The sequence below is a fragment of the Candidatus Angelobacter sp. genome (assembly GCA_035607015.1).
Taxonomy (GTDB): domain Bacteria; phylum Verrucomicrobiota; class Verrucomicrobiia; order Limisphaerales; family AV2; genus AV2.
Window position 1 is genome coordinate 17,099 of sequence record DATNDF010000505.1, and the last position, 21,016, is coordinate 38,114.

The following is a 21,016-nucleotide window of genomic DNA, read 5'->3' on the forward strand; positions in this document are numbered from 1 at the left end:
TTACTGTCTGCCATAGTTGATCATCTGTTTATGAAGAAACGCATCTTATATGGTCTCCTGCTCACCGCCCTCACTTTGAACCTGCTGCTGGGCGCGCGCATTTATTTCAGCTATGCGCAGGCCGGCGAAAAGGACGACGTTTATCAGAACATCGAGCTTTTCACGCGCGTGCTCGAACGCGTGCGCAAGGATTATGTGGACGGCGACAAGGTGACGTACAAGGACCTGATCTACGCCGCGATGAAGGGAATGCTCAATTCGCTGGATCCTCACAGCGAGTTCATGGACGCGTCAAAATACAATGAACTGAAGGACGACACGGAGGGCCTGTTCGGCGGCGTGGGCATCGTCATCGGCGTGCGCGACAGCTTTCTGACGGTTATTTCACCGATGGAGGACACACCGGCGTTCAAGGCGGGCATTCTGACCGGCGACCGCATCATCAAGATCGAGGGAAAAAGCGCGGAGAAACTCACCCTGCCGGACGCGGTGAAACGGTTGCGCGGCGCGCCGGGCACCGAAGTGAACATCACCGTGCTGCGTCCGTCCTCCGGTCAGGCGAAGGATTACAAGCTGACCCGCGCGGAAATCAAACTGGACACCGTCAAGGACATCAACGGGAAGCGTGAATTTCCCCTGGGCGAAAATAAAATCGGTTACATCCGGCTCACCCAGTTCGGCGAGCAGACGAGTTCGGAACTTGACGATGCGTTGAAGAAGCTGGACAGGCAGGGGATGCAGGCGCTGGTGCTGGACTTGCGGAACAACCCGGGCGGGTTGCTGGACCAGGCGGCCAAGGTTTGCGAGAAATTTCTCCCAAAGAACCAGTTGATCGTTTCCACGGAAGGGCGGCACGCGGAAGAGCGGAGCGAGTATCGCTCTTCGGGGCGGGGCGCGCATCCGACGCTGCCGCTGGTCATCCTCGTGAACAACGGGAGCGCCAGCGCCTCGGAAATCGTGGCCGGTTGCCTGCAGGACACGACCGCAACCGGCGCTTCACGCGCCATCATTCTCGGTGAACAAACCTTCGGGAAGGGTTCTGTGCAGAAGATCCTGCCGTTGCAGGACGGGTCCGCCTTGCGCCTGACCACGGCAAAGTATTACACGCCCAGCCACAAAGTGATCCACGAAAAGGGCATCACGCCGGATATTGTCGTGCCAATGAGCGTAGAGGACGAGGAGGCGCTCTTCCTCCGCCGCAGTCCCGGCGCGGTCGAGACGCTTCCGGATGACAAACGCGAAGAGATCCTGGCGATCCACGATGTCCAGCTGGAGCGCGCCCTCGAGGTGCTCAAAGGCGTCACAATCTACGCCCAGCGCTCCGTCGGCGAGAAAGTCGCGGTCCGGAAAAGCGAAAAAGTTGCCGCGGCGAAATAATCCGGCGCCGGACAAGATCCATTCCCGCGCAGTCAGGATGACTGTCAGCGACGCCCCGGCGTTCCGGTCATGACCCTTCTTGCCCTCGAAACTTCCTGCGACGAAACCAGTGCGGCCGTCGTCCGGGCGGGACGGGTGCTCGCCAATGTCGTCTCTTCACAGATCAAACTCCATGCCGAATACGGCGGCGTTGTGCCGGAACTGGCGACGCGCGAACATTTGCGCAATCTCATGCCGGCGGCGGACGCCGCGCTGAACGAGGCCGGCGTGGCGCCGGCTGAACTCGACGCGGTGGCGGCGACGAAAGGACCCGGTTTGCCGAGCGCGCTGATGGTCGGATCGAAGGCCGCGCAGGCGATGGCTTTCGTTTTGCGCAAGCCGTTTGTCGGAATTCACCATCATGAAGCGCACCTTTATTCGCCGTGGATTTCAGGTGATCCGCTGACGGCGGACTTCGACTCAATTCAACCCAACGTCTCGCTCATCGTCAGCGGCGGACACACGATGCTTGTCCACGTTCAGGCCGGGTTGGAACATCAGTTGCTCGGCTCGACGGTTGACGATGCCGCAGGAGAATGTTTCGACAAAGTGGCGAAACTCATCGGCCTGCCATATCCCGGAGGGCCGGCGCTGGAGAAACTCGCGGAAGGCGCGAATGCATCGGCTTTCGAACTGCCCCGCCCGATGCTGCGCGACGCGAATGATGATTTCAGTTTCAGCGGCTTGAAAACATCCGTCCGTTATCTTCTGCGCGACCATCCTGAAATCCTGGAGGACCGCCGGCGCTTGCGTGCCCTTGCAGCGAGCGCGCAGGCGGCCATCGTTGACGTGCTGGTGGCCAAGACGGTGCGCGCCGCGAAACGACTGGGCGTGGGTTGCGTCACGGCATCCGGTGGCGTCACATGCAATCGCATGTTGCGCGAGGCGCTTGCCGCCGCGTGCAAGAAGAACGCTTTGCGACTGCGCCTGGCTGAAAAAAGCCTGTGCACCGACAACGCGGCAATGATCGGAATTCTCGCGGAGCGGAAGTTAATGCTTCGTCGTCCCTCGACCGACCCCGATGCCGATATCATTCCGAACTGGCCGCTCGACAGGGTTGCGTAACGCGGCGCCGCTCAATTTGGAATCAAGCGATAAAACCGGGTTGGAGTTGCACCGGGAGGCACGCGGCCGTTTTGTCCCGTATCGCGGAACACCCAATTCGTCGTGGAGGTGTTCGTGACAACGTCCACGAGCTGCCAGGCGTCCGCAGACAGAATATCGGCGCATTCGACGCGCCAGACCGAATTGAAGGGAACAGTGATGCCCAGATCGGTGGCCTGGACACCCTGAAGGGCAGACGTTTCCTGGCTGACGGAGTTGATGCGGGCATCGACGGGCTCATAGGAGGTCGCTTTAAGATTCAGGTCGAAGGCGACGTCATCCCAAGAGGGCTGCCAGACGTTGTTGAGCGCGACAGCAATCGTGTTCGTGCCCGGTCGGAGCAGGTCAATGAACGGCGTCAGGTCGTAATATTCGGTTTCGTTTCCCTGAAGGCTGACGGCCTCGATGCCGGAAGTGGCGAGCCTGACGCCGTTGAGGTAAATCTCCAACGCTTTGCCGCCTCCATCCGTACACGTGGCCGACAACAGCAGGTTCTCACAAGGCAGTGGCGGAGCGACGAACGTGTTGCGAAAGTAGTAAACGGGTTTTTGCGGCGGCAACGGTGTGACGATGTTCGTTGGCCCGCTCCCGGCTCCAAACTTCGCAATTCCAACCGGCCAAAGAAGGTCGTTGAACCCGGCGGCGAACCAGTTCGTTGAAGGCGCGGCCGTCGCGTATCGCCAGACTCCACCGAACGGAATCAGGTCGGTCCAGTTCGTTGACGCGGGAGAGGGAAGCGCGCGGAAGAAAACGTCATCAAGATAAATTGATCCGCTGCCGGGCGCGGCAATGCTGTAGCGATGCGTCAACTCGACGTTCGGAAAACCGGCCGGCATGACGAAAGTGCGATTGGCGTACGTCCAGCCGGTCGCATCCGCGCCAACGACAAAATGCGGTGTGAAATAGAGCGGGAACGGACGCAAGGGACGGTCGTTGGTGTCTTCACCGGTCTTCGTGGAGCTCCATTCGAGCCAGTGTTCCGACGGTTGGGAAATTCCCCCGCTCCTAAAGAAGCACCCAACGCTGTAAAGCCGGCCGGGTACCACGGGCAGGCAGGCGTCGGGCGTGCCGTATTGCCCATACTGCGAGATTGAGCCGTTGTTGCCTTTGTTAACCAACGTAATCTCCATGGATTTCTGTCCCTGGTACGAGGTGTTGGTCGTGACCACCATGTTCGTCCAGTCAATGTCGCCGGTGAACCATTTGTCCCAATGACTGTTGTCGTTCTCCTCGAAGCCCCCGTTCGCGACGAGGTTGTCGTTGAACGAGGACAGCATGGCGAAAGGCGCGGAGCGGATTTCGCCGCCGGCCAGGACTGCCGCCACTTCATAAACGTATTGGCAGCCGGGCTTGAGTTGATAATCCGTGTAGGAATTTGCGCCGGCCGCCAGGGTGACGATGTGAGTGAACGGGCCCCCGGGTTGGTCGGCGCGATAGATGCGCCAGGCCCGGGCCGGGTTGGCAGTGGGCGTGCTCCACGAAAAAGCCGCGCGGCGGTAACCCGTCTGTCTGGAGATGATCAAAGGTGTGCCGGGCGGGAATAATGAAACGCCGAAGTTTCCATCGCGCCGACGGTTGCCGCGATGTGTCGACCAGGAAACCGGGCCGGAGTTGGTGGCACCGAAGTTTTGAATGTAAATGTGCCCCGCCAGCGAGCGGTAAATGACGTCGAGCCCGTTGCCATCGACATCCGCCAGCGTTGGAATGTGCTTCAAACCGCCCGGCACCGGCACGGAAAACTTCAGCGAACCGTCGAGGCCGAAGACGTAAAGAGCTCCTTCGGACGGATTTTTCTCCGGGTCGTATGTGCCGATGACGATTTCCTCCTGGCCATCGCCATCCACGTCGCCGACGACGGGCGGCGTCGGCAGACACGGATAAAAACTCTTCGGCCAGCCCGGCCGGTCAACCAGCTCAACTCCGTTCCAGTACCGAAACGAGATGTCGTAAGAATGGGTAAAACTGAGGACGTCAATGTGGTTGTCGTGGTCGGGATTGAGCGGAATCATACAGGCGTTGTTTTGCCACTGATTGAGAGAATAGGTGACCGGCTGCTTCCATTGACGCCAGAGGATCGCGCCATCATCGTCCAGAACGGTCTCACTGGGTTGCCAGAGGGGATTGAGTTGCGTGGTTGGCACAAGCACCTCCGCCCGTCCATCGCCGTCGATATCGACCGTGTAAACATCAACACCCTGTTCGTAAGCGCCGCTCAAGAGCCGTTGATTCTTGCCGAATTGCTTGTGCAACGTTCCGTTCCCATAAAGACCGTGCGGCCTGGTCTTGTCGAAGCAAACAACGCTGTCGCTGTCGTTCAGAACGTAGGTTTCCAGGGGCTTGTTCTCGTCCGCGTGCCCGACGGCCAGTCCGGATTCGACGAGCTGATGAATGTGATACACGTAATTTTTCGCGCCCGTGGCCGCGTCGAAAAAAACCACGCCCCCCGACCATGTTTCGCCGACCGTTCCCCATTCGCCAAAACCCCAGATGTCATTGATGAACGGGTTGAAATCCTGGTCGCTGCTCGTGCTGTCCGGGTCTATTTTCCACGCTGTCACCACTTTTTTCGCACCGTCACCGTCGATGTCGGCGATGATCGGGCTGGATACCTGCGAGGAAAAAACCGCGGTTGCGGGAAGATTCGGAATGAACCCGCCGCCGTTGGACCAGTAAAAGCCGTTGGTGACCGTCATGTAGCCGCCATCGGGTATGTAGTTGAACCGGTTCACTTCGGTGGACCACATCAGCGAACCGTCGCCCCGCAGCGCGATCACACGAGCGCCGCATGTGAAGATGATTTCGTCGCGACCGTCGCCATCCAGGTCGTAAAGGGTCGGCGAGACGTTGATTTCCGCATCTCCCGCGAAGGGAAAACCGGACAATCGCGTGCCATCCGGTTTGAAGGCGTCGAGATACCAGTGGCTGGATGAGTCTCGATAAGGAACGACGATCTCGAGCTGCGGGTCGTCGTCAAGATTACCAACTGCGAGGGTCCCCAGGTGCCAGCCGCCGCTCCCGGCTTGAAAAGAGGAAACCTCCGCGGACTGCGCGGGTGGCGTTGGACAGAGCCAGATTGCCATGAGCACGCATCCTTGAGCGATGGGCTTGCGCAGGCAATCCGCGCGGTTGCCTGCGCGCAAATACTCCTGCCACCGGATCCAACGATTCATCAGGCTGCGATTATGGGCTTTCGCGGTCGAGACGTAACATCAGGGTCAGTCTCATTCCGCTGTCGGTGTCCTGCCTACAAGGACCGTATGGGCAGGCATGCCGTTAACGGCGTGCGAAAGAGGGAAGGCTACTTCGCGAGGCCTTTGCAGAAACGTTCCAGCCGCTCCAGTCCCTTCTCAATATTCGCCATGCTTGTCGCATAGCTGAGTCGAAGGTATTCATCCGCACCAAAGGCGATGCCGGGGACGGCGGCGACTTTTTCCAGTTCAAGCAGCTTCGCGCAAAAGTCGGTGGACTTGAGGCCGAGTTTGGAAATATTCGGGAAAAGATAGAAAGCGCCCTTCGAGTTCACGCAACTGACGCCGGGTATGCTGTTTAATTTCTTCCATGCGTAGGTGCGGCGCCTGTCGTATTCGGCGAGCCATTTCGGGAGATGATCCTGTGGTCCGGTGAGCGCGGCGACGCCGCCCTTCTGCGCGAACGAAGTCGGGTTGCTCGTGCTGTGACTCTGGATGGCGTCAATGGCCCTGGCAATCGGCTCCGGCGCGGCGAGGAAGCCCAGACGCCAGCCGGTCATGCTCCACGCCTTGGCAAAGCCATGCACGACAATGGTGTGGTCATAGTGCCCCTGCGAAAAACTGGCGACGCCCTTGTGTTTGGCGCCGTCGTAGAGCAGATGTTCGTAAATCTCGTCGCTCATGATGAGCACGTCCTTCTCCACGCAAATATCGCCGATGGCCTTGACTTCCTCCGGTGTATAAACCGAACCGGTCGGGTTGCTGGGTGAGTTCAGGACGAGCAATCGTGTGCGCGGCGTGATCGCGTCGCGGAGCTGGTCTGGCGTGAGTTTGAATTCAGTCCGGTCGCTGGTCTGCAAAATGACCGGCTTCGCCCCCGCAAGCTTTACCATTTCAGGGTAGCTCAACCAGTACGGCGCGGGAATGACGACCTCGTCGCCTTCCTGACACGTCGCCAGGATGACGTTATAGCAGGAATGTTTGCCGCCGCAGGAGACGATGACCTGTGACGGTTTGTAGCTGAGGCCATTCTCGCGTTTGAACTTGTCGGCGATTGCCTGGCGCAATTCGGGAATGCCGCTCGACGGTGTGTATTTCGTGAAACCTTCGTTGAGCGCCTTGATCGCAGCATCCTTGATGTGCTGTGGCGTGTCGAAATCGGGTTCGCCCGCACCGAAACCGACGACGTCCTGGCCTTCCGCCTTCATCTGTTTGGCCTTGGCGTCGATGGCCAGCGTGAGCGAAGGCGACAGCGAAGAGGCACGTTGCGATATTTTATAATTCATAAAAGCCGCAAACAAATAACGGCGAGGACAGGGGAGCGCAAGAGGGAATTCCTGTTGCGTCGAACTTCCAAATCGAAAGCTATTGCGCTAACAGCAAAATTGGATCTTTTGCCGGCCGCACATCTGCTTGGACACGTCGATAATCTTTGATTTCGCCGTTCAGATCAACAGGTTGTCCGATCTTCACGAATACTTTTGGAACGGCCCATTTCCAATGCTCCGCGTGTCCGTCAGCGAAAGAGAAGTTACACCCTTGACTGTGCCGGTTCGCGGGCAAGTCCCACCATGTCGCTGCTGCGGGGATGCCATTTGTGTTGACGAAATTCCAGCCTGGAGGTGGGATGCCAAACAGGGAGTCAAGGATTCCACCTTCGTGTACATCGATAAAAACGAACAACTGCGAGGGTGACGGCTCATCGATAGCCGACTCTCTTTTAAAGCTGGGGGGATAAATAAATTGATCCGGGTCAATAGGATGTCCATTGATCGACTGGCTCATGTTGTAACTGCGTGTCCTTGTCAGAGGCAGTCGAATGCCGTCGGTCGTTTCAACTTTCGATTTGTCGGCTGGGCAATGATAGATGGCTATGGAGCGGTTGTACGAAAAGAGCAAACCACTTTCGATATTGGCCGGGGTTGAATCGTAGGGAGCCAATCCGGGGCACCAAGTAATGTTTGAGCTAAATCCTGCGGATGGTTGGCTTGTATTAACGTCGTAGACGTAGTTGTTCGGAGGAAGGGTGTCCGTGTTATCGAGCGCGTAAAGATGACAGCAGATTTGAAGCTGCTTGAGATTGTTCATGCATGCGACACTCAATGCTTGAGCCTTTGCTTTGCCCAAGGCCGGCAAAAGGAGACCCGCTAGAATTGCGATCACGGCAATGACGACCAGCAATTCGATCAGTGTGAAGGCCGCCGGCCGGAATCCATTTTCCATTCCGCGTGAATGGACGCGCAGTTGTTTTTTGCTGGTGTTGATATTCATTCGGCCACCAAAGCCCGACCGTCATGCAATTTAGCGGAAACGTCTCGATCCGCAAAGAAATTTGCCGAAAGGCCTCGCTGGTCAGTAGGTCAGCAGTTCCAGCAAATGATTTCCGTTTTGTCCGAGTTCCCAGCGGTTGCCGCGTTTCACCACCAGCCGGCGGCAGGGATTTTTCTCCTGCTCGTGCACGTTGACGGAGAGGACCTGGAAGCGGGCCTTGTTCTTGATTTCGGAAGCCGCGCGTGGAATGAGCCGGAATGGGATGCCGTTGAAATTCAGCGAAAGTTCGTAACCGGCCACGCCTTCTTTTTCCGCGATCGGATTTCTTTCAATCAGGGCCGGATACCGTTTCAGCCAGGGAAAGTTTGTATCGCGCACAATAACGCGGCAGATTTCCGACTGCGAGCGAATGAAGTTCAACAAATTGAAGTTTGCGCCCTGCTTTAGTTGTTCCAGGAAAATCAGCCGCGGATCCAAGCCCAGCAGGTTTTGTCCGTTCCATTCGCCATGGTCATTGCGCTGCCCGGGAAAGGCCTTCCCATACCAGGCGGAAAACCGGTCGTTGACGAAGAGGTCCAGCTCGAAGTGAACATGCGCACGTTCTTTGGAGATGCCTTCGCGTGTGTTGGTAGTGCGCCCCATGACGGCAATGGTCTCTCCCGCCTTGACCTCCAGGCCGATTTTCAGTCCCTCGCGAACTTTTTTTAAGTGGGCATAGAGGGAATAAACTTCCAGACCAGCGATGTGGTGTCGGAGTATGACGTAGTTGCCATAGTTGGAAAGCGACGGTTTGGTGCTGAAATACACAACCGTGCCGTCAGCGGTGGCGACGACCGCATCAGCCGGCTCGCCTCGCGAGTCGCGTTGAAGACATTTGATGTCGAGTCCTTCGTGTATTTGCCGGCCATCCGAGCGTACACAACCGAACGTGCCGGTTGTCCAAGGTTTGCCCACGGTACCGACAAAAAATCTTTCTCCGCCTCCAGACTCAAACAGGGTGTGATTGGCTGTCGGTGGCAGAAACGGTTGTGGCAAGGCCGGTGACTGGGCGAAGGTGACCAGCAGGACTGGAAAACAACAGCAGGCGAGGCGGCGCACGACAACTAATTATTCTTTTTGGCCACTTTTCGAGCCACATTATTCAGGCCAAGGACGATCTCCTCCGCTTCCTCGCGCGTGGCCGCTGGCGTGAAAATGAGCACGCCATCTGTGATCGGAGAACCGTACGGGGCGGCCAACCAGCGATTGTGCTCCAGCTTGCCGTTGCCGTATTGCGTGAAAATGGCGAGACGCCTGCCGCGGCTCTCCACAGTCACAGATTCCAGGATCAGCGTTCCGTGATGGTCGTATTGGACGCGCATGGCGAAGCCGCCATCGCGGGTGTTCACGACCGCCGCGTTGGTGACGCTGGTCTCGTCCAGGAAGGAAGCATTGTTCACGAACAGCTCGGTTCCGGCGATTTGGATGGCGGCGGTGGATTCCGTGCCGCCCGGATTGCCCTCGAGATGGAGGCGCAACGTGCTGATCGCCCGATCCCGCCCTCGTTGTTCCGCCGTCTTGCAGCCAACGACCATCACAAGCGCCAGCAGGGGCAAATAGGTGTTGAACCGGAGAAGGCGAGTCTTCATATTCGCGGTTAAAGAACCGAATCGTTCGCTGAAAGTAAAGACTTATGGGCAAGCAATCCAACAAAGCCGAAAAACGCAGACGCCGTGCGCGCTATTTGAAACGGAGGAAGGGAATCGCAAAGGCGAAAGTTTCGAAAGCTTGAAGGTGTCGGCGATGAGCGAGGCCGCCCGCGGGGGCGGCTTTTTCGTTCGGACGCCGAACAAAACTTGTTCACCAACGGTGATTGGCGCGAATGGCGGGTGTGAATAACACACTTTCGAATTGAATGGACGCCGCGGTTTCACGCGTGATCCTCGCTTGTTCACAAACCCTTCAACTGCGCGCTTCGGTCAATAACCTTGTGGACAACAATTCGTTGTTCCTTGCGTAATATTTGATAGTCTTTTCGCAGTTCATTGAAAGAACCGGAACGGCCGGCGGCAATCGAAAGAATGACGTTGAACGTTCCGAAGATAATCCCAGGCAACTGGGGAAAGGTGGAGCCAGGCTGGTTGGCGCGACCCCTCGATGACCGGGCCGCAAGGCGCGGAAACTGGAGGCACAATTCACCAGCTCCTCTGGCGGCGTTCGCGCGCCGTCACAACGCGAATGAGGGGCTTGGCGGCCAGGAACGATGAGAAACCGTTCCGAGCCGGTTCAAGTAGTCCGGGAGAGTTTCGAACCCGGGCCAATCGCGGTTACCCAGAGGGTATTCGGTTGCTACCGCGCACCAGAACGGTGCGGGCGACTCTGGCGGATTCGAATTAAGTTTTGAAAACCGCCCAACGAAAAGCATCGAAAGATGGACAAAAGGAGCGCACGCACCGGGAAGGGCACGAGGTCTCGGCAGGATCCGTGAAAACCTTCCGAAACGCCGGCGATGTTAAAAACGGCACCGCTGGCCTGTGAGCCAAAAGCAACCTGAGAGTCAAGAGGCGAGACCCGTGGCACTGGGCCAACGCACAGCCAAAAGCCGTGGCCGACCCAGCGCTAAGTGGTGAAGACGCGGAGCCGTAGTCACAGACGTGTCTTGACCTGGTTCGCAAGCCGGTGGCGCAACCACCAGCACAAGCGAGCTGAAAAGCCTCACTCGAAATCCAGACGCAGCAATGCGCTGGGCGGCCCTGCTACGAGGCCGGAGACTCCGCTTGCCGTGGAGAATAGCGTCGGGAAGCTGGCAGCCAACGCGCGCCTAATGCCGGCACGGGAAAGAGAGTGTGGCGCACTCCCACCCCCCATTTCGTCCCCGTCGAATCGAAAGATTCGGCGGGGACATTTGTTTTCGGCAGATTCTGCGCCGCCCCGGCCTTGGAACCGGATCGTGCGAAGCACCTGGAGGATGCCAAAAAATACTTGCCCCGTTGAAATATTCGGCCACTATCCGGACACACAAATCAGTCCGTTTTCGCGCAAGCGCGCCTTTGATTTTTATGGGACGAATTTACAACGACATTGTCGAGACCGTCGGCAGCACGCCACTGGTGAGACTTAACAGAGTGACGGCGGGGGTGCCGGCGACCATTCTATTGAAATGCGAATTCTTCAATCCGCTCGGCAGCGTCAAGGACCGCATCGGCATGGCGATGATCGAAGACGCCGAGCGGCGGAAGATCATCGACAAAGAGACGACGATCATCGAACCGACGAGTGGCAATACGGGTATCGCACTGGCGTTTGTGGCAGCCGCGAAGGGTTACAAACTCATTCTTACGATGCCTGAGACCATGTCGATTGAGAGGCGCACCCTGCTGGCGATGCTCGGCGCGAAACTCGTATTGACGCCGGGCGCCGAAGGAATGAAGGGCGCGATCGCCAAGGCCGAGCAACTCGCCAAAGAGACGCCGAAATCCTGGATACCCCAGCAGTTTGAAAATCCGGCGAATCCCGAAATCCATCGCAAAACGACGGCCGAAGAAATCTGGGCCGACACGGATGGTCAGGTGGACATCGTGGTATCGGCGGTGGGAACCGGAGGAACGATCACCGGCTGCTACGAAGTGATCAAACCGCGCAAACCATCCTTCCAGGCCGTGGCGGTGGAGCCGAAGGATTCGCCCGTGATTTCTCAAAGTCTCGCGGGCCAACCACTGAAGCCCGGACCGCACAAGATCCAGGGAACGGGTGCCGGCTTCATTCCCAGGAACCTTCATTTGAAGGACGGGAAGGGAAACCCGCAAATCGCCGAGTGCATCCTGGTCACAAATGAGGACGCTTTTGCCATGGCGCGGCGGCTGGCGAAAGAAGAGGGTATTCTTGCGGGCATCTCTTCCGGTGCCAACGTCTGGGCGGCAATCGAATTGGCAAAGCGTCCGGAAAACAAGGGAAAGATGATCGTGACGGTCGCCTGCTCGACTGGCGAACGCTATCTCAGCACGCCGCTGGCGGCAGAGGCGAAGGCCGAAGTCGGGGGATGAGGACAGTGTTTTTTTGGATAAAATACTTGTTGCGTTGCCAGGGGATTGACCGTATTAGTCCGGTGTCACAGGTCCAAACCGGACGCACGGGGTAAAAACAGTGCTTTTCGTATTTCGGTGCGGCGGTTCTCCCTAGATTCAAATTCTGATGGCGTTCAAGCCACACTTTTGGGGCGGTCCTTCGGACATAACACAGTCGAATTATGAGCAACAAGCCTAATGGCACACCGGACTACGGTTCCGGTTATTTGGAAATATCGGAGAAGGGCTTCGGTTTCCTCCGTTCCTCGGACAACCACTTTCAACCCAAACCGACAGACATTTTCGTCACGCCGGACACGATCAAGAAAAACTTCCTGCGCGAAGGTTCGCAGGTCGCCGGTCCGCTTCAACCGCCGCATCGGGGAACCAGCCCGCAACTGCGCGAAGTGGAAAAAGTCAATGGCATGGCGTTTTCCGAATATACCAAGGCCGTGCGGTTCGAGAACCTGACGACCATTGATCCGACGGAAAAGTTCCAGCTCGAAACGGCGCCTGATCTGGTTGAAACCCGCATTATTGACCTGGTCACACCCCTCGGCAAAGGCACGCGCGGATTGATCGTGGCGCCACCGCGGACGGGCAAGACGACCATTCTCAAACAGATCGCGAATGCCGTCACCGCGAACCATCCGGAGGTACACGCAATGGTGCTGCTCATCGATGAGCGGCCGGAGGAGGTCACGGATTTCCAGCGCTCGGTCAAAGCCGAGGTCGTGGCGTCATCGAACGACCAGGATCTGGAAACACACGTGCGCCTGTCGCGGTTCATGATCGAACGCTGCCGTCGCATGGTGGAGTCGGGCAAGGACGTGTTTGTGCTGCTGGATTCGCTCACTCGCGTGGCGCGCGCCTATAACAGCGTGCACGGCGGGAGCGGCCGCACGATGACCGGCGGCGTTGACGCTCGCGCCCTGGAAATTCCCCGGAAAATGTTCGCGTCGGCGCGCAAGATTGAAGGCGGCGGATCGCTGACCATCCTGGCAACGGCCCTCGTGGATACAGGCTCTCGCATGGACGAACTGATTTTTCAAGAGTTCAAAGGAACCGGCAACATGGAATTGATCCTCGATCGCAAGCTTTCCGACCGCCGGCTGTTTCCGGCCATTGACATTCCCAAAAGCGGCACGCGCAAGGAGGAAAAGCTTTTTCCACCGAAACATATCGAGGCCATTCGTAAACTGCGTCGAACGATGGTGGACTTGAATCCCGTGGAAGCGATGGAGACGCTCATCGCCGCGCTGAAAAAGCACAAGACGAATGAGGAACTGCTGGCGAAACTCGACAAAAGTTCCTGATTCGCGCGCGGGGCGACCACTCGCCGCGCCCAACGGGGTCGGCCGCGGAGGATCGGTGGTTTACTTTCAGAAAGGATTGTAGTTCCCTCGTTCCGGTGAAGGTGCCCGACAGGCCGAAGGCAAGATCGCTGTGTTCCCGACCCCCGCTTGAGCGGATGCTGCGGATTCACCAGGCGGTTCAGTCCGGCGGATATCCCAACGCCACTGCTCTCGCGGGTGAACTTGAAGTCAGCACCAAATCGATTTATCGCGACATCGAGTTCATGCGTGACCGCCTGGAGTTGCCGGTTGAATTCGACAGCGTGCGGAATGGGTTCCATTACACGGAGGAGGTCAGCGGCTTTCCCACCCTTCAGATCACCGAGGGGGAACTTTTCGCCTTGCTCGTCGCTGAAAAGGCCTTGCAGCAGTATCGCGGCACGACCTTCGAGAAGCCGCTCGTCAGCGCCTTCAAGAAAATGGCCGCGTCCCTGCCTGACACGGTGTCGTTGAACCTTGCCGACTGGGAGCAGACGATTTCCTTCCGCACAAGCGCGGAGCCGGTCTTGGACTTGAAAATCTTCGATACTCTTGCCAAGGCGACAGCCAATCGCAAACAACTCGAGCTGACCTACCGCAAGCCCGGGCGAAAGGAAACCGAGCCGCGCGTGGTTGACCCGTATCACCTGGCCAATATCAATGGCGAGTGGTTTCTTTTCGCCTACTGCCATCTGCGAAAGGACATCCGCACGTTTGTTCCGGCTCGGATTCTGGAGGCCACCGTCACCGGCAAGTCGTTCGTCCGTCCGCAGAAGTTTTCGTTGGAGAAGCGGTTGCGCGACAGTTTCGGAGTTGTCACCGGCGGTGATGAGTTTGACGTCGTGGTCCGTTTCGACGAACTGGCTGCCGATTACATCCGCGAAAAGCGGTGGCATCCTTCCCAACGGTTGGTCGAGTTGGAGGACGGCGGCGTTGAGTTGCGTTTGAGGCTTTCCAGTCTCGCGGAAATTCAACGGTGGATTCTGAGTTGGGGCGGCCGTGCCGTCGCGGTGGCTCCACGCGAACTGGCGGAGTCGGTCACCAGCGCCGCGCGCGCAATTGTCGAGCGCGCGGAGCGGGCCTGATCCGACGCAAGACCGGAGTACGCACGCGCCCGCGATTCGCGCAAAAAATGCTTGTCTGCATTTGCAAATCGAACGAAGCAGCGTAATATCATGGCATGGCTGAGCCAAAGAAGAAGTCCGTGCCGCCATCTCCAGCCGGCAAATCCCCGGCTGACGGCCCGGAGGTTTCTTCACCACTCGGCGGTCTGCTTCCGCGTGAGGAGTTGGATCGGCTTTCCGCCCTGCAGTTGACTGATCTTATCGTTGGCAAACTGCCGCCGCGCCACCCGGCCATCCTCGACATGGTCTATTTGCGCGAACGCATCGCATCCATTGAAGAAACAAACGAGGAGGCGCGCCAGGCGATCGAGAAGATGGACGCGATCATCGAGAAGCTGCGCTCTCCTGCTTTTCGCGTCGGCACGCTGCTGACTCTGATTCAACCGGACCAGGCCCACGTCTGCGTTGGTGGCACGGATTACGTCTGCCGTGTCGATCCACAGGTTCCGCTGTCCAGCCTGCAGGTCGGCCAACGCGTGTTGCTGAATGAGGCGTTTGCAGTGGTGCAGGGGCTTGGTTTCGACCGCAACGGCCCGATTGTCCGCATTGACGAATTGCTTTCCGACGGCCGTTTGCGCATTGGTCAGGAATCCGGCCTGATGCCGCTCGTTCTTCAACGCTCCGCCTTGTTGAGCAAGGAAAAGCTCAAGCCGGGCATGGACATCCGGCTTGATGTGAACCAACGGGTGGCGCTCGAGGTCATTGGGATTGGAAAGCGGGTTGAACGCTCGCTTGAGAACGTGACCGAGCTGCCGTGGTCGTCCATCGGGGGCCAGGAAGAGGCGGTGCAGGCGATTCGCGACACGATTGAACTGCCGTTCCTGCATCGGGACCTGTTCAAGCGATTCGAGCACACAGTGCCGAAGGGCTTCCTGCTCTATGGGCCGCCGGGTTGTGGCAAGACGCTGCTCGGGAAGGCGACCGCCTACAATTTGCGACAGCAAATAAAGACGCAAAGCGGCGTGGACCGGCCGGAATTCTTCCTCCATGTCAAAGGCCCGGAAATCCTGAACATGTGGGTGGGCGAATCTGAACGGCAGGTGCGCGACCTGTTCACTCAATGCCGCGAACGCGCGAACGACGGGGCGCTGGCGTTTCTGTTCATCGACGAGGCGGAATCCATTCTCGGCACCCGCCACGGCGGACGCTTTCACACGATGGCGAGCACACTTGTCCCCATGTTCTGCACGGAGATGGACGGACTTGAGCCGCTGCAAAACGTGGTCGTGATCCTGGCCTCGAACCGGGCTGATTTGATTGATCCCGCCATTCTTCGGCCCGGCCGCATCGACCGGAAGATCAAGGTCAAACGCCCGGATATCGCCGGAGCGCAGAGCATCTACGAGATTTACCTTCGCGACTCGCTCCCACTGGCGGAGCCGAAGATCGAATTGGCCCGGGCCGCCGTTCAGGTGCATTACGCGAAAGCGGAGGAGAACCAGTTTCTGGAGGTGGTTTACCGCAGCGGGAAGCGGGACATTCTGTACCGCGGAGATCTGGCGAGTGGCGCGATCATTGCCGCCGTGGTGGAGAGGGCCAAGAGCCTGGCGATCAGACGTTCGATAGACACCAGGCAGGAGACCCAGTTGACTCGCGAAGACCTGCTGGCCGCCCTGCGGCGGGAATACATCGAGAACGATCTGTTCCCCTCGACCGACATCACTGAAGACTGGCTGAAACTGACGGATTTTGACCCGGACAACGTGATCAAACTCGGTCCCATCCGCCCACGCAAAGCGGACACCGTTGGAAACGCCGTGGTATGACGACGTGGAACGTTCGTCTCACCAATGAATCACCGATTGGACAAAGGCGGACACAGTGATCGGGGTTGACCCAACGGCAGGATCGGGAAAGGGATTCTTTTCCAGGTTGTAAAAAATTTTCCATAACGGGTCGCGCAATCCGTCTGTCTTAATGCGTAACAATACATGATCGCGCCCACCATCCAGTTTGGGTTGGAGACGGAAATCGGCATCTTCAGCGACGCGCCGGGCGAGGTTGATGTCGTTGCCGAGTCGATCGCGCTCGTGCGTAGCGCCACCGAGCCTGGGGTCTGGATGTGCTGGGACTACGAGTGCGAGGATCCGCACGTGGACATGCGCGGTTTTCGCGTCCACGAACTGCGCCAGGACACCGACGAGGCAGACTATTACGCCCAGGACGCGGCGCGCGAACTGAGCTTCGTGGAAATCAAAAGCGATCTCGTGCTCGGCAACGGGGCGCGCTTTTACAACGACCACGCCCATCCCGAATACTGCACCCCGGAATGCCGCACCCTCGATGAACTGGTCGCGCACGACCGCGCCGGAGAGCGCATCCTGATGGCCTGCGCGCATCATCTGACTCAACAACGCGGCGTCGCGGTCAGGCTTTACAAGAACAACACGGATTTTTGCGGCCACAGCTACGGTTGCCACGAGAATTATCTGCTGCCCCGTTCGCTGGCGTGGGAAACGCTGGCGCAGGGAATCCAGGCTTTTTTGGTGACGCGTCAGATTTTTGCCGGGGCGGGCAAGTTCGCCGTGGAAACCGAGGATAAATTCCTCTCCGCCGGCTTCCAGATTTCGCAGCGCAGTGACTTTTTCTGCGAATTGCAGAGCGTTGATACGATGCAGCGGCGGCCGCTTATCAACACGCGCGATGAACCGCACGCGAACCCCAAAAAGTTTCGGCGGTTCCATGTCATTCTGGGGGACGCGAACATGTCGCCGTTCGCGACCCGGTTGAAGGTTGGCGCGACCGCCCTGGTTTTGGAGGCGCTGGTGTTGGATCCCAGGAGGATTTATCCCGTACTCGCCGATCCCCTGAAGGCACTGACGAAGATTTCCCGCGATGAGAAGTTTCGTTGGCCGGTGATGCTCGATGGAGGGCGGGCCTCCACGGGCCTGGCGGTCCAGCGGGCCTATCTGGCGGCGGTGCGCGAGGTCTGTGATCTGACGGTTGCCGCAAAGGCGTCGCTGGTGGCTGATTGGGAAAAGGTGTTGACCGACTTGGAAACCGATCCCATGCGTTGTCACGACCGGCTTGATTGGGTGGCAAAGCTCGCGTTGGTGCGGCGTTTTCAAGCGGCGCAAAAACTGCCCGACGGTGACCCGTGGTTGCAGAGTCTCGACCTTGAATATCACCGGCTGGACCTGGCGGAAGGGCTGTATTACGGCCTCGAACAATCGGGCGCGATTCTGGGAGCGCCCGATGAGGCAACCGTACGGCGCGCCGTTACGCATCCACCGACGACCCGCGCGACCGTGCGGGGAAAGTGCATTCAGAAATTCGCGTCGGCTGTGACGGCGGCGCAATGGGACCACATAACGTTGCAAGGCAAGGACGGTTCCTTTAAGATTTCGCTCCTCGATTTGTTCACACCTGACGACGTGTTGCGTTGCAGTCGGGCGATTGACGCGGCGCGTTCGCCGGACGATTTGCGAATCTTGTCATAACGTGTCACAATAACCGCAAGATATGCCTGACCAATCACAAAAATCCCGTCCAGTGGCGCCGGCCGGTCCGGGCGGAGGAGGCGACGGTCCGAGCGCGCCGAAAGTGGACAAACCCAACGTGGATGATCTGCTCAAACGGATGCGCAAAGTGGATCCGGACCAGGCGCGCCGCTACCGCCAACGCACCGGCCAATGAGCGATCCTTCTCCGATCGCGGGCGATTTCCTTTCCCTGCTCGCGCTTCACCGTGTTTCGCCCTTGCGCGCCGCCGTGTCGCCCGACGCGCCCGTCCAGACACAGGCGACCACCGTCTTTGCGTTCCACTTCGCAGATGGCGTGCTGATGGCCGGCGACCGCCGCGCGACCGCGGGTAATGTCATCGTCACAGACCGCGTTGACAAAGTTCTCGAACTGGATGCGACGTCGGTCCTGGCGATCGCCGGAGTACCCGCAACCGCGTTTGAAATGGCGCGGGTGCTGGAAACTTCGTTTGAATACTACCGGCGCAGCCAGTTGCAGTCGCTCAGCCTGCCGGCCAAGGTCCGCGCCCTCGCGCGGTTATTGCGCGAAAATCTACCATTGACCATGCAGGGCGTCGGCGTCGTGATGCCGCTGTTCGCGAGCGTGGATCTGACGGTGACGCCACCCGAGCCACAGATTTACTTTTACGACCCGCTCGGGGCGCAGTTCCACGCCGTCGGCTATGCCGCATCCGGTTCGGGATCGGGGACGATCCGCAGCATCCTGAGTTTCCAGGACAGGTATGGCGAACCACGGCCCGCGCGGATGAACCTTCAACAGGCGGTGCAGTTCGCACTGCGTCTGCTGATGACTGCGTCCGAATTTGACTCGGCCACCGGCGGTGTAAATCCGGAAGCGCACACTTTTGCGACCATCAAGATCCTGCGCGGGTCCGGCGTTGAAGATGTGACTGCCGAACAGCAGTCCGAACTGCTGAAATCATGACGGAAGAACCATATCGTTGGCTGGAGGCAATCGGGAATCGGCGCGAGTACGTGCGCGAACAGCTGAAGGGCGGATCGCCTGTTTTTGCGGCCTCGCTGCCGGACGGCATCCTGCTGCTCGGTGTCGGCACGGGCCATTCGAAAGTGTTTGAGCTGTTTGACCGCCATGGGCTCGCTGGCCTGGGGCATCCCGCAGACATTGAAAAAATCCGGCAAGCCGCCATTGATGCCGCGCATCTGGAAGCGTTCAATCGCGCCCCCGAGGACGTGAGCCTGCGCCGGCTGATCAGCTTCGGGTTAAGCCCGCAACTTAAAACGAATTTCGAGCAAATATTCAGCGCCCCGTTTCTGGTGGAACTCCTGCTGGTGGAGGCCGGCACTGAGCCGGGCCAGGATCTGATTGCACGACTGCATTTCGACGGTGCGTTTCAACTTCACAGCAAAGGTGTCGTCGTGGCCGCGAGCCAGCCCGAGCCCGAAGCGGCTGCGCAAACGTGGGCGAACCAGGTGCTGGCGGGAAAATCAGACCGCGGCGAGGTTGCCGAAATCCTGCTTCAGGTGTGGTGGTGCCTGATTGAGAACAAACCCTTTAATGACGGGATTCCCGCCGAAGCCGAGCGACGGGACGGCTGGCGGAAGGCCGTTAATGGACGGACGGCGGAGATTGGCTGGCTGGGGAGAAAGGGTGGCCGCCGTGCGCGGTACGAAGCAGTGACCGTCGCCCAGCTCGGCTTATGAACCGGATCGTCGGCCTGGAAACTGAATATGGTTGTTTGACCAGCGACCCCTCCGGGCCGCCCAGCGCCGTCGGCCGGGTTCGCAACTGGATTTTTGAGAAGAACCGCTTCGGCCTTGCGGACATGCACCAGCGCGACTGGGATGAACCGGCTGGGAATGGCGGTTTTCTTTTCAACGGCGGAAGGTCCTATGTGGACATGGGCCACCTGGAGTATTGCACACCGGAATGTCTTTCATTGATTGACCTGCTGCGCTACGATCGCGCCGGGGACGCCATTCTGCTGCACGCGCTCAAAGAAATGCACCTTGCGGAGCAGGTCAGTTTCATTCGCAACAACGTCGATCATTACTCCGGAGCCACTTTTGGCTGCCACGAGAATTATCTCGTTCGGCGCACCGCGCCACTCTCTGAAAACAACGTGCTGGCGTTGCTGGCGTTTTTGACGCTGCGGCTGCTCTTCGCCGGATCGGGCCGGGTGGGTTCGACGCCGGGGGCGGAGTTGCGCGGCGATTTGTTGCGACACGGCGCTGACAGCCATTTTCAGATCAGCCAGCGCGCGGATTACATCAACAACGACCTGTTCGAGTGGGTGCAATTCAACCGCGCCATCATCAACACGCGCGACGAACCCCTGGCCGACGCCAGAAAGTACCGCCGCCTGCACCTGCTTCACGGGGATACGAATGTTTTGCCGACATCTCTCCTGCTCAAGGTGGGCACGACAGCGCTCGTGCTTGACCTGCTGGAACTGGACCAGCTGCCGAAAATCGTTCTGGCCGACGCGGTGATGACCTTTCGCAATTTGTCCCACCAACCCGACGGTCCCTGGCTGGTGCCTCTGACGGACGGCCGTTGCGCGAGCGCGGTAGAGCTTCTTTTTAAATTCCTCGACGCGTCGCGGAGGGAGTTTTTCGGCCGCGACAACGAGACTGACGTTGTCCTCCGGGTCTGGGAGGAAGTCCTTTCCGCGCTGGCGACGCGTCCGGATATTCTGGTCGGCAAGGTTGACTGGATCACAAAGCGGTGGCTGTTCCGCCAGTTTATGGAGCGAGAGAACATCAGTTGGAGCGATCCGTGGCTGAAGGCGCAGGACCTCGAGTTTCATCACATCGACCCCGCGCGCAATTTGGGGATCGCCCTGGCCCAGACGCCTTCCGCCTGGGACCCTCCGTCGGCCGAAATAGCCGACGCCATGCGCTCGGCGCCCGGTAACACGCGCGCGCAGGCGCGTTCCAGGATCATGCGGATGCTCAAAAACCAGCACATCCGCTACTTCGTGGATTGGGAAGTGATCGACGCGGAGGGAGTCAACTCGTTGAACCTGCTCAATCCATTCGATGCGTCGCCTCCGGAAGCAGACAGCTGGGCGCGCCAGCTGAACCTTGTTTGACC

General features: G+C 58.8%; 16 protein-coding genes. 11 read left to right on the forward strand and 5 right to left on the reverse strand.

Annotation, left to right across the window (positions count from 1 at the left end; all coding sequences use genetic code 11):
- The first annotated feature begins 30 nt into the window (after positions 1-30).
- Together VN887_20290 and tsaD are read left to right on the forward strand one after the other, a co-directional pair.
- Positions 31-1,377, forward strand: a complete 1,347-nt coding sequence (locus VN887_20290; GenBank protein HXT42359.1) for a S41 family peptidase — start codon at positions 31-33, stop codon at positions 1,375-1,377.
- A gap of 69 nt (positions 1,378-1,446) precedes the next feature.
- Positions 1,447-2,481, forward strand: coding sequence for a tRNA (adenosine(37)-N6)-threonylcarbamoyltransferase complex transferase subunit TsaD (gene tsaD / locus VN887_20295; protein ID HXT42360.1), 1,035 nt, complete (start codon positions 1,447-1,449; stop codon positions 2,479-2,481).
- A gap of 11 nt (positions 2,482-2,492) precedes the next feature.
- Here tsaD and VN887_20300 read toward each other — a convergent pair whose 3' ends face one another.
- From VN887_20300 to VN887_20320, 5 genes are all read right to left on the reverse strand, one after another.
- On the reverse strand, positions 2,493-5,690 hold the full coding sequence (locus VN887_20300) for a hypothetical protein (protein HXT42361.1): 3,198 nt from the start codon (positions 5,688-5,690) through the stop codon (positions 2,493-2,495).
- Between the two features lie 128 nt (positions 5,691-5,818).
- Complete coding sequence (locus tag VN887_20305; protein ID HXT42362.1) at positions 5,819-6,994, reverse strand: pyridoxal phosphate-dependent aminotransferase; 1,176 nt, start codon at positions 6,992-6,994, stop codon at positions 5,819-5,821.
- 79 nt (positions 6,995-7,073) lie between these two features.
- Positions 7,074-7,979, reverse strand: coding sequence for a prepilin-type N-terminal cleavage/methylation domain-containing protein (locus tag VN887_20310; protein ID HXT42363.1), 906 nt, complete (start codon positions 7,977-7,979; stop codon positions 7,074-7,076).
- An 81-nt stretch (positions 7,980-8,060) separates the two neighbouring features.
- On the reverse strand, positions 8,061-9,077 hold the full coding sequence (locus tag VN887_20315) for a M23 family metallopeptidase (protein ID HXT42364.1): 1,017 nt from the start codon (positions 9,075-9,077) through the stop codon (positions 8,061-8,063).
- A 5-nt stretch (positions 9,078-9,082) separates the two neighbouring features.
- Positions 9,083-9,607, reverse strand: coding sequence for a hypothetical protein (locus VN887_20320; protein ID HXT42365.1), 525 nt, complete (start codon positions 9,605-9,607; stop codon positions 9,083-9,085).
- 1,410 nt (positions 9,608-11,017) lie between these two features.
- On the opposite strand from VN887_20320, the gene cysK reads away from it, so the two are divergent.
- From cysK to VN887_20365, 9 genes are all read left to right on the forward strand, one after another.
- On the forward strand, positions 11,018-12,001 hold the full coding sequence (gene cysK / locus VN887_20325) for a cysteine synthase A (GenBank protein ID HXT42366.1): 984 nt from the start codon (positions 11,018-11,020) through the stop codon (positions 11,999-12,001).
- A 203-nt stretch (positions 12,002-12,204) separates the two neighbouring features.
- On the forward strand, positions 12,205-13,338 hold the full coding sequence (rho, locus tag VN887_20330) for a transcription termination factor Rho (GenBank protein ID HXT42367.1): 1,134 nt from the start codon (positions 12,205-12,207) through the stop codon (positions 13,336-13,338).
- Between the two features lie 155 nt (positions 13,339-13,493).
- The gene (locus VN887_20335) at positions 13,494-14,441 is read left to right on the forward strand and encodes a WYL domain-containing protein (protein HXT42368.1); all 948 of its coding nucleotides are present in this window, start codon (positions 13,494-13,496) and stop codon (positions 14,439-14,441) included.
- 95 nt (positions 14,442-14,536) lie between these two features.
- Positions 14,537-16,246, forward strand: coding sequence for an AAA family ATPase (locus VN887_20340; protein ID HXT42369.1), 1,710 nt, complete (start codon positions 14,537-14,539; stop codon positions 16,244-16,246).
- A 165-nt stretch (positions 16,247-16,411) separates the two neighbouring features.
- The gene (locus VN887_20345) at positions 16,412-17,920 is read left to right on the forward strand and encodes a proteasome accessory factor PafA2 family protein (GenBank protein HXT42370.1); all 1,509 of its coding nucleotides are present in this window, start codon (positions 16,412-16,414) and stop codon (positions 17,918-17,920) included.
- A gap of 22 nt (positions 17,921-17,942) precedes the next feature.
- Complete coding sequence (locus VN887_20350) at positions 17,943-18,116, forward strand: ubiquitin-like protein UBact (protein HXT42371.1); 174 nt, start codon at positions 17,943-17,945, stop codon at positions 18,114-18,116.
- Positions 18,113-18,886: a proteasome subunit alpha gene (locus VN887_20355; protein ID HXT42372.1), complete on the forward strand. Its 774-nt coding sequence runs from the start codon at positions 18,113-18,115 to the stop codon at positions 18,884-18,886. Before VN887_20350 ends, VN887_20355 begins: the two co-directional genes overlap by 4 nt.
- Positions 18,883-19,623: a hypothetical protein gene (locus VN887_20360; protein HXT42373.1), complete on the forward strand. Its 741-nt coding sequence runs from the start codon at positions 18,883-18,885 to the stop codon at positions 19,621-19,623. Before VN887_20355 ends, VN887_20360 begins: the two co-directional genes overlap by 4 nt.
- Positions 19,620-21,014: a proteasome accessory factor PafA2 family protein gene (locus VN887_20365; protein ID HXT42374.1), complete on the forward strand. Its 1,395-nt coding sequence runs from the start codon at positions 19,620-19,622 to the stop codon at positions 21,012-21,014. The genes VN887_20360 and VN887_20365 overlap by 4 nt, the downstream gene beginning before the upstream one ends.
- Positions 21,015-21,016 lie beyond the last annotated feature (2 nt).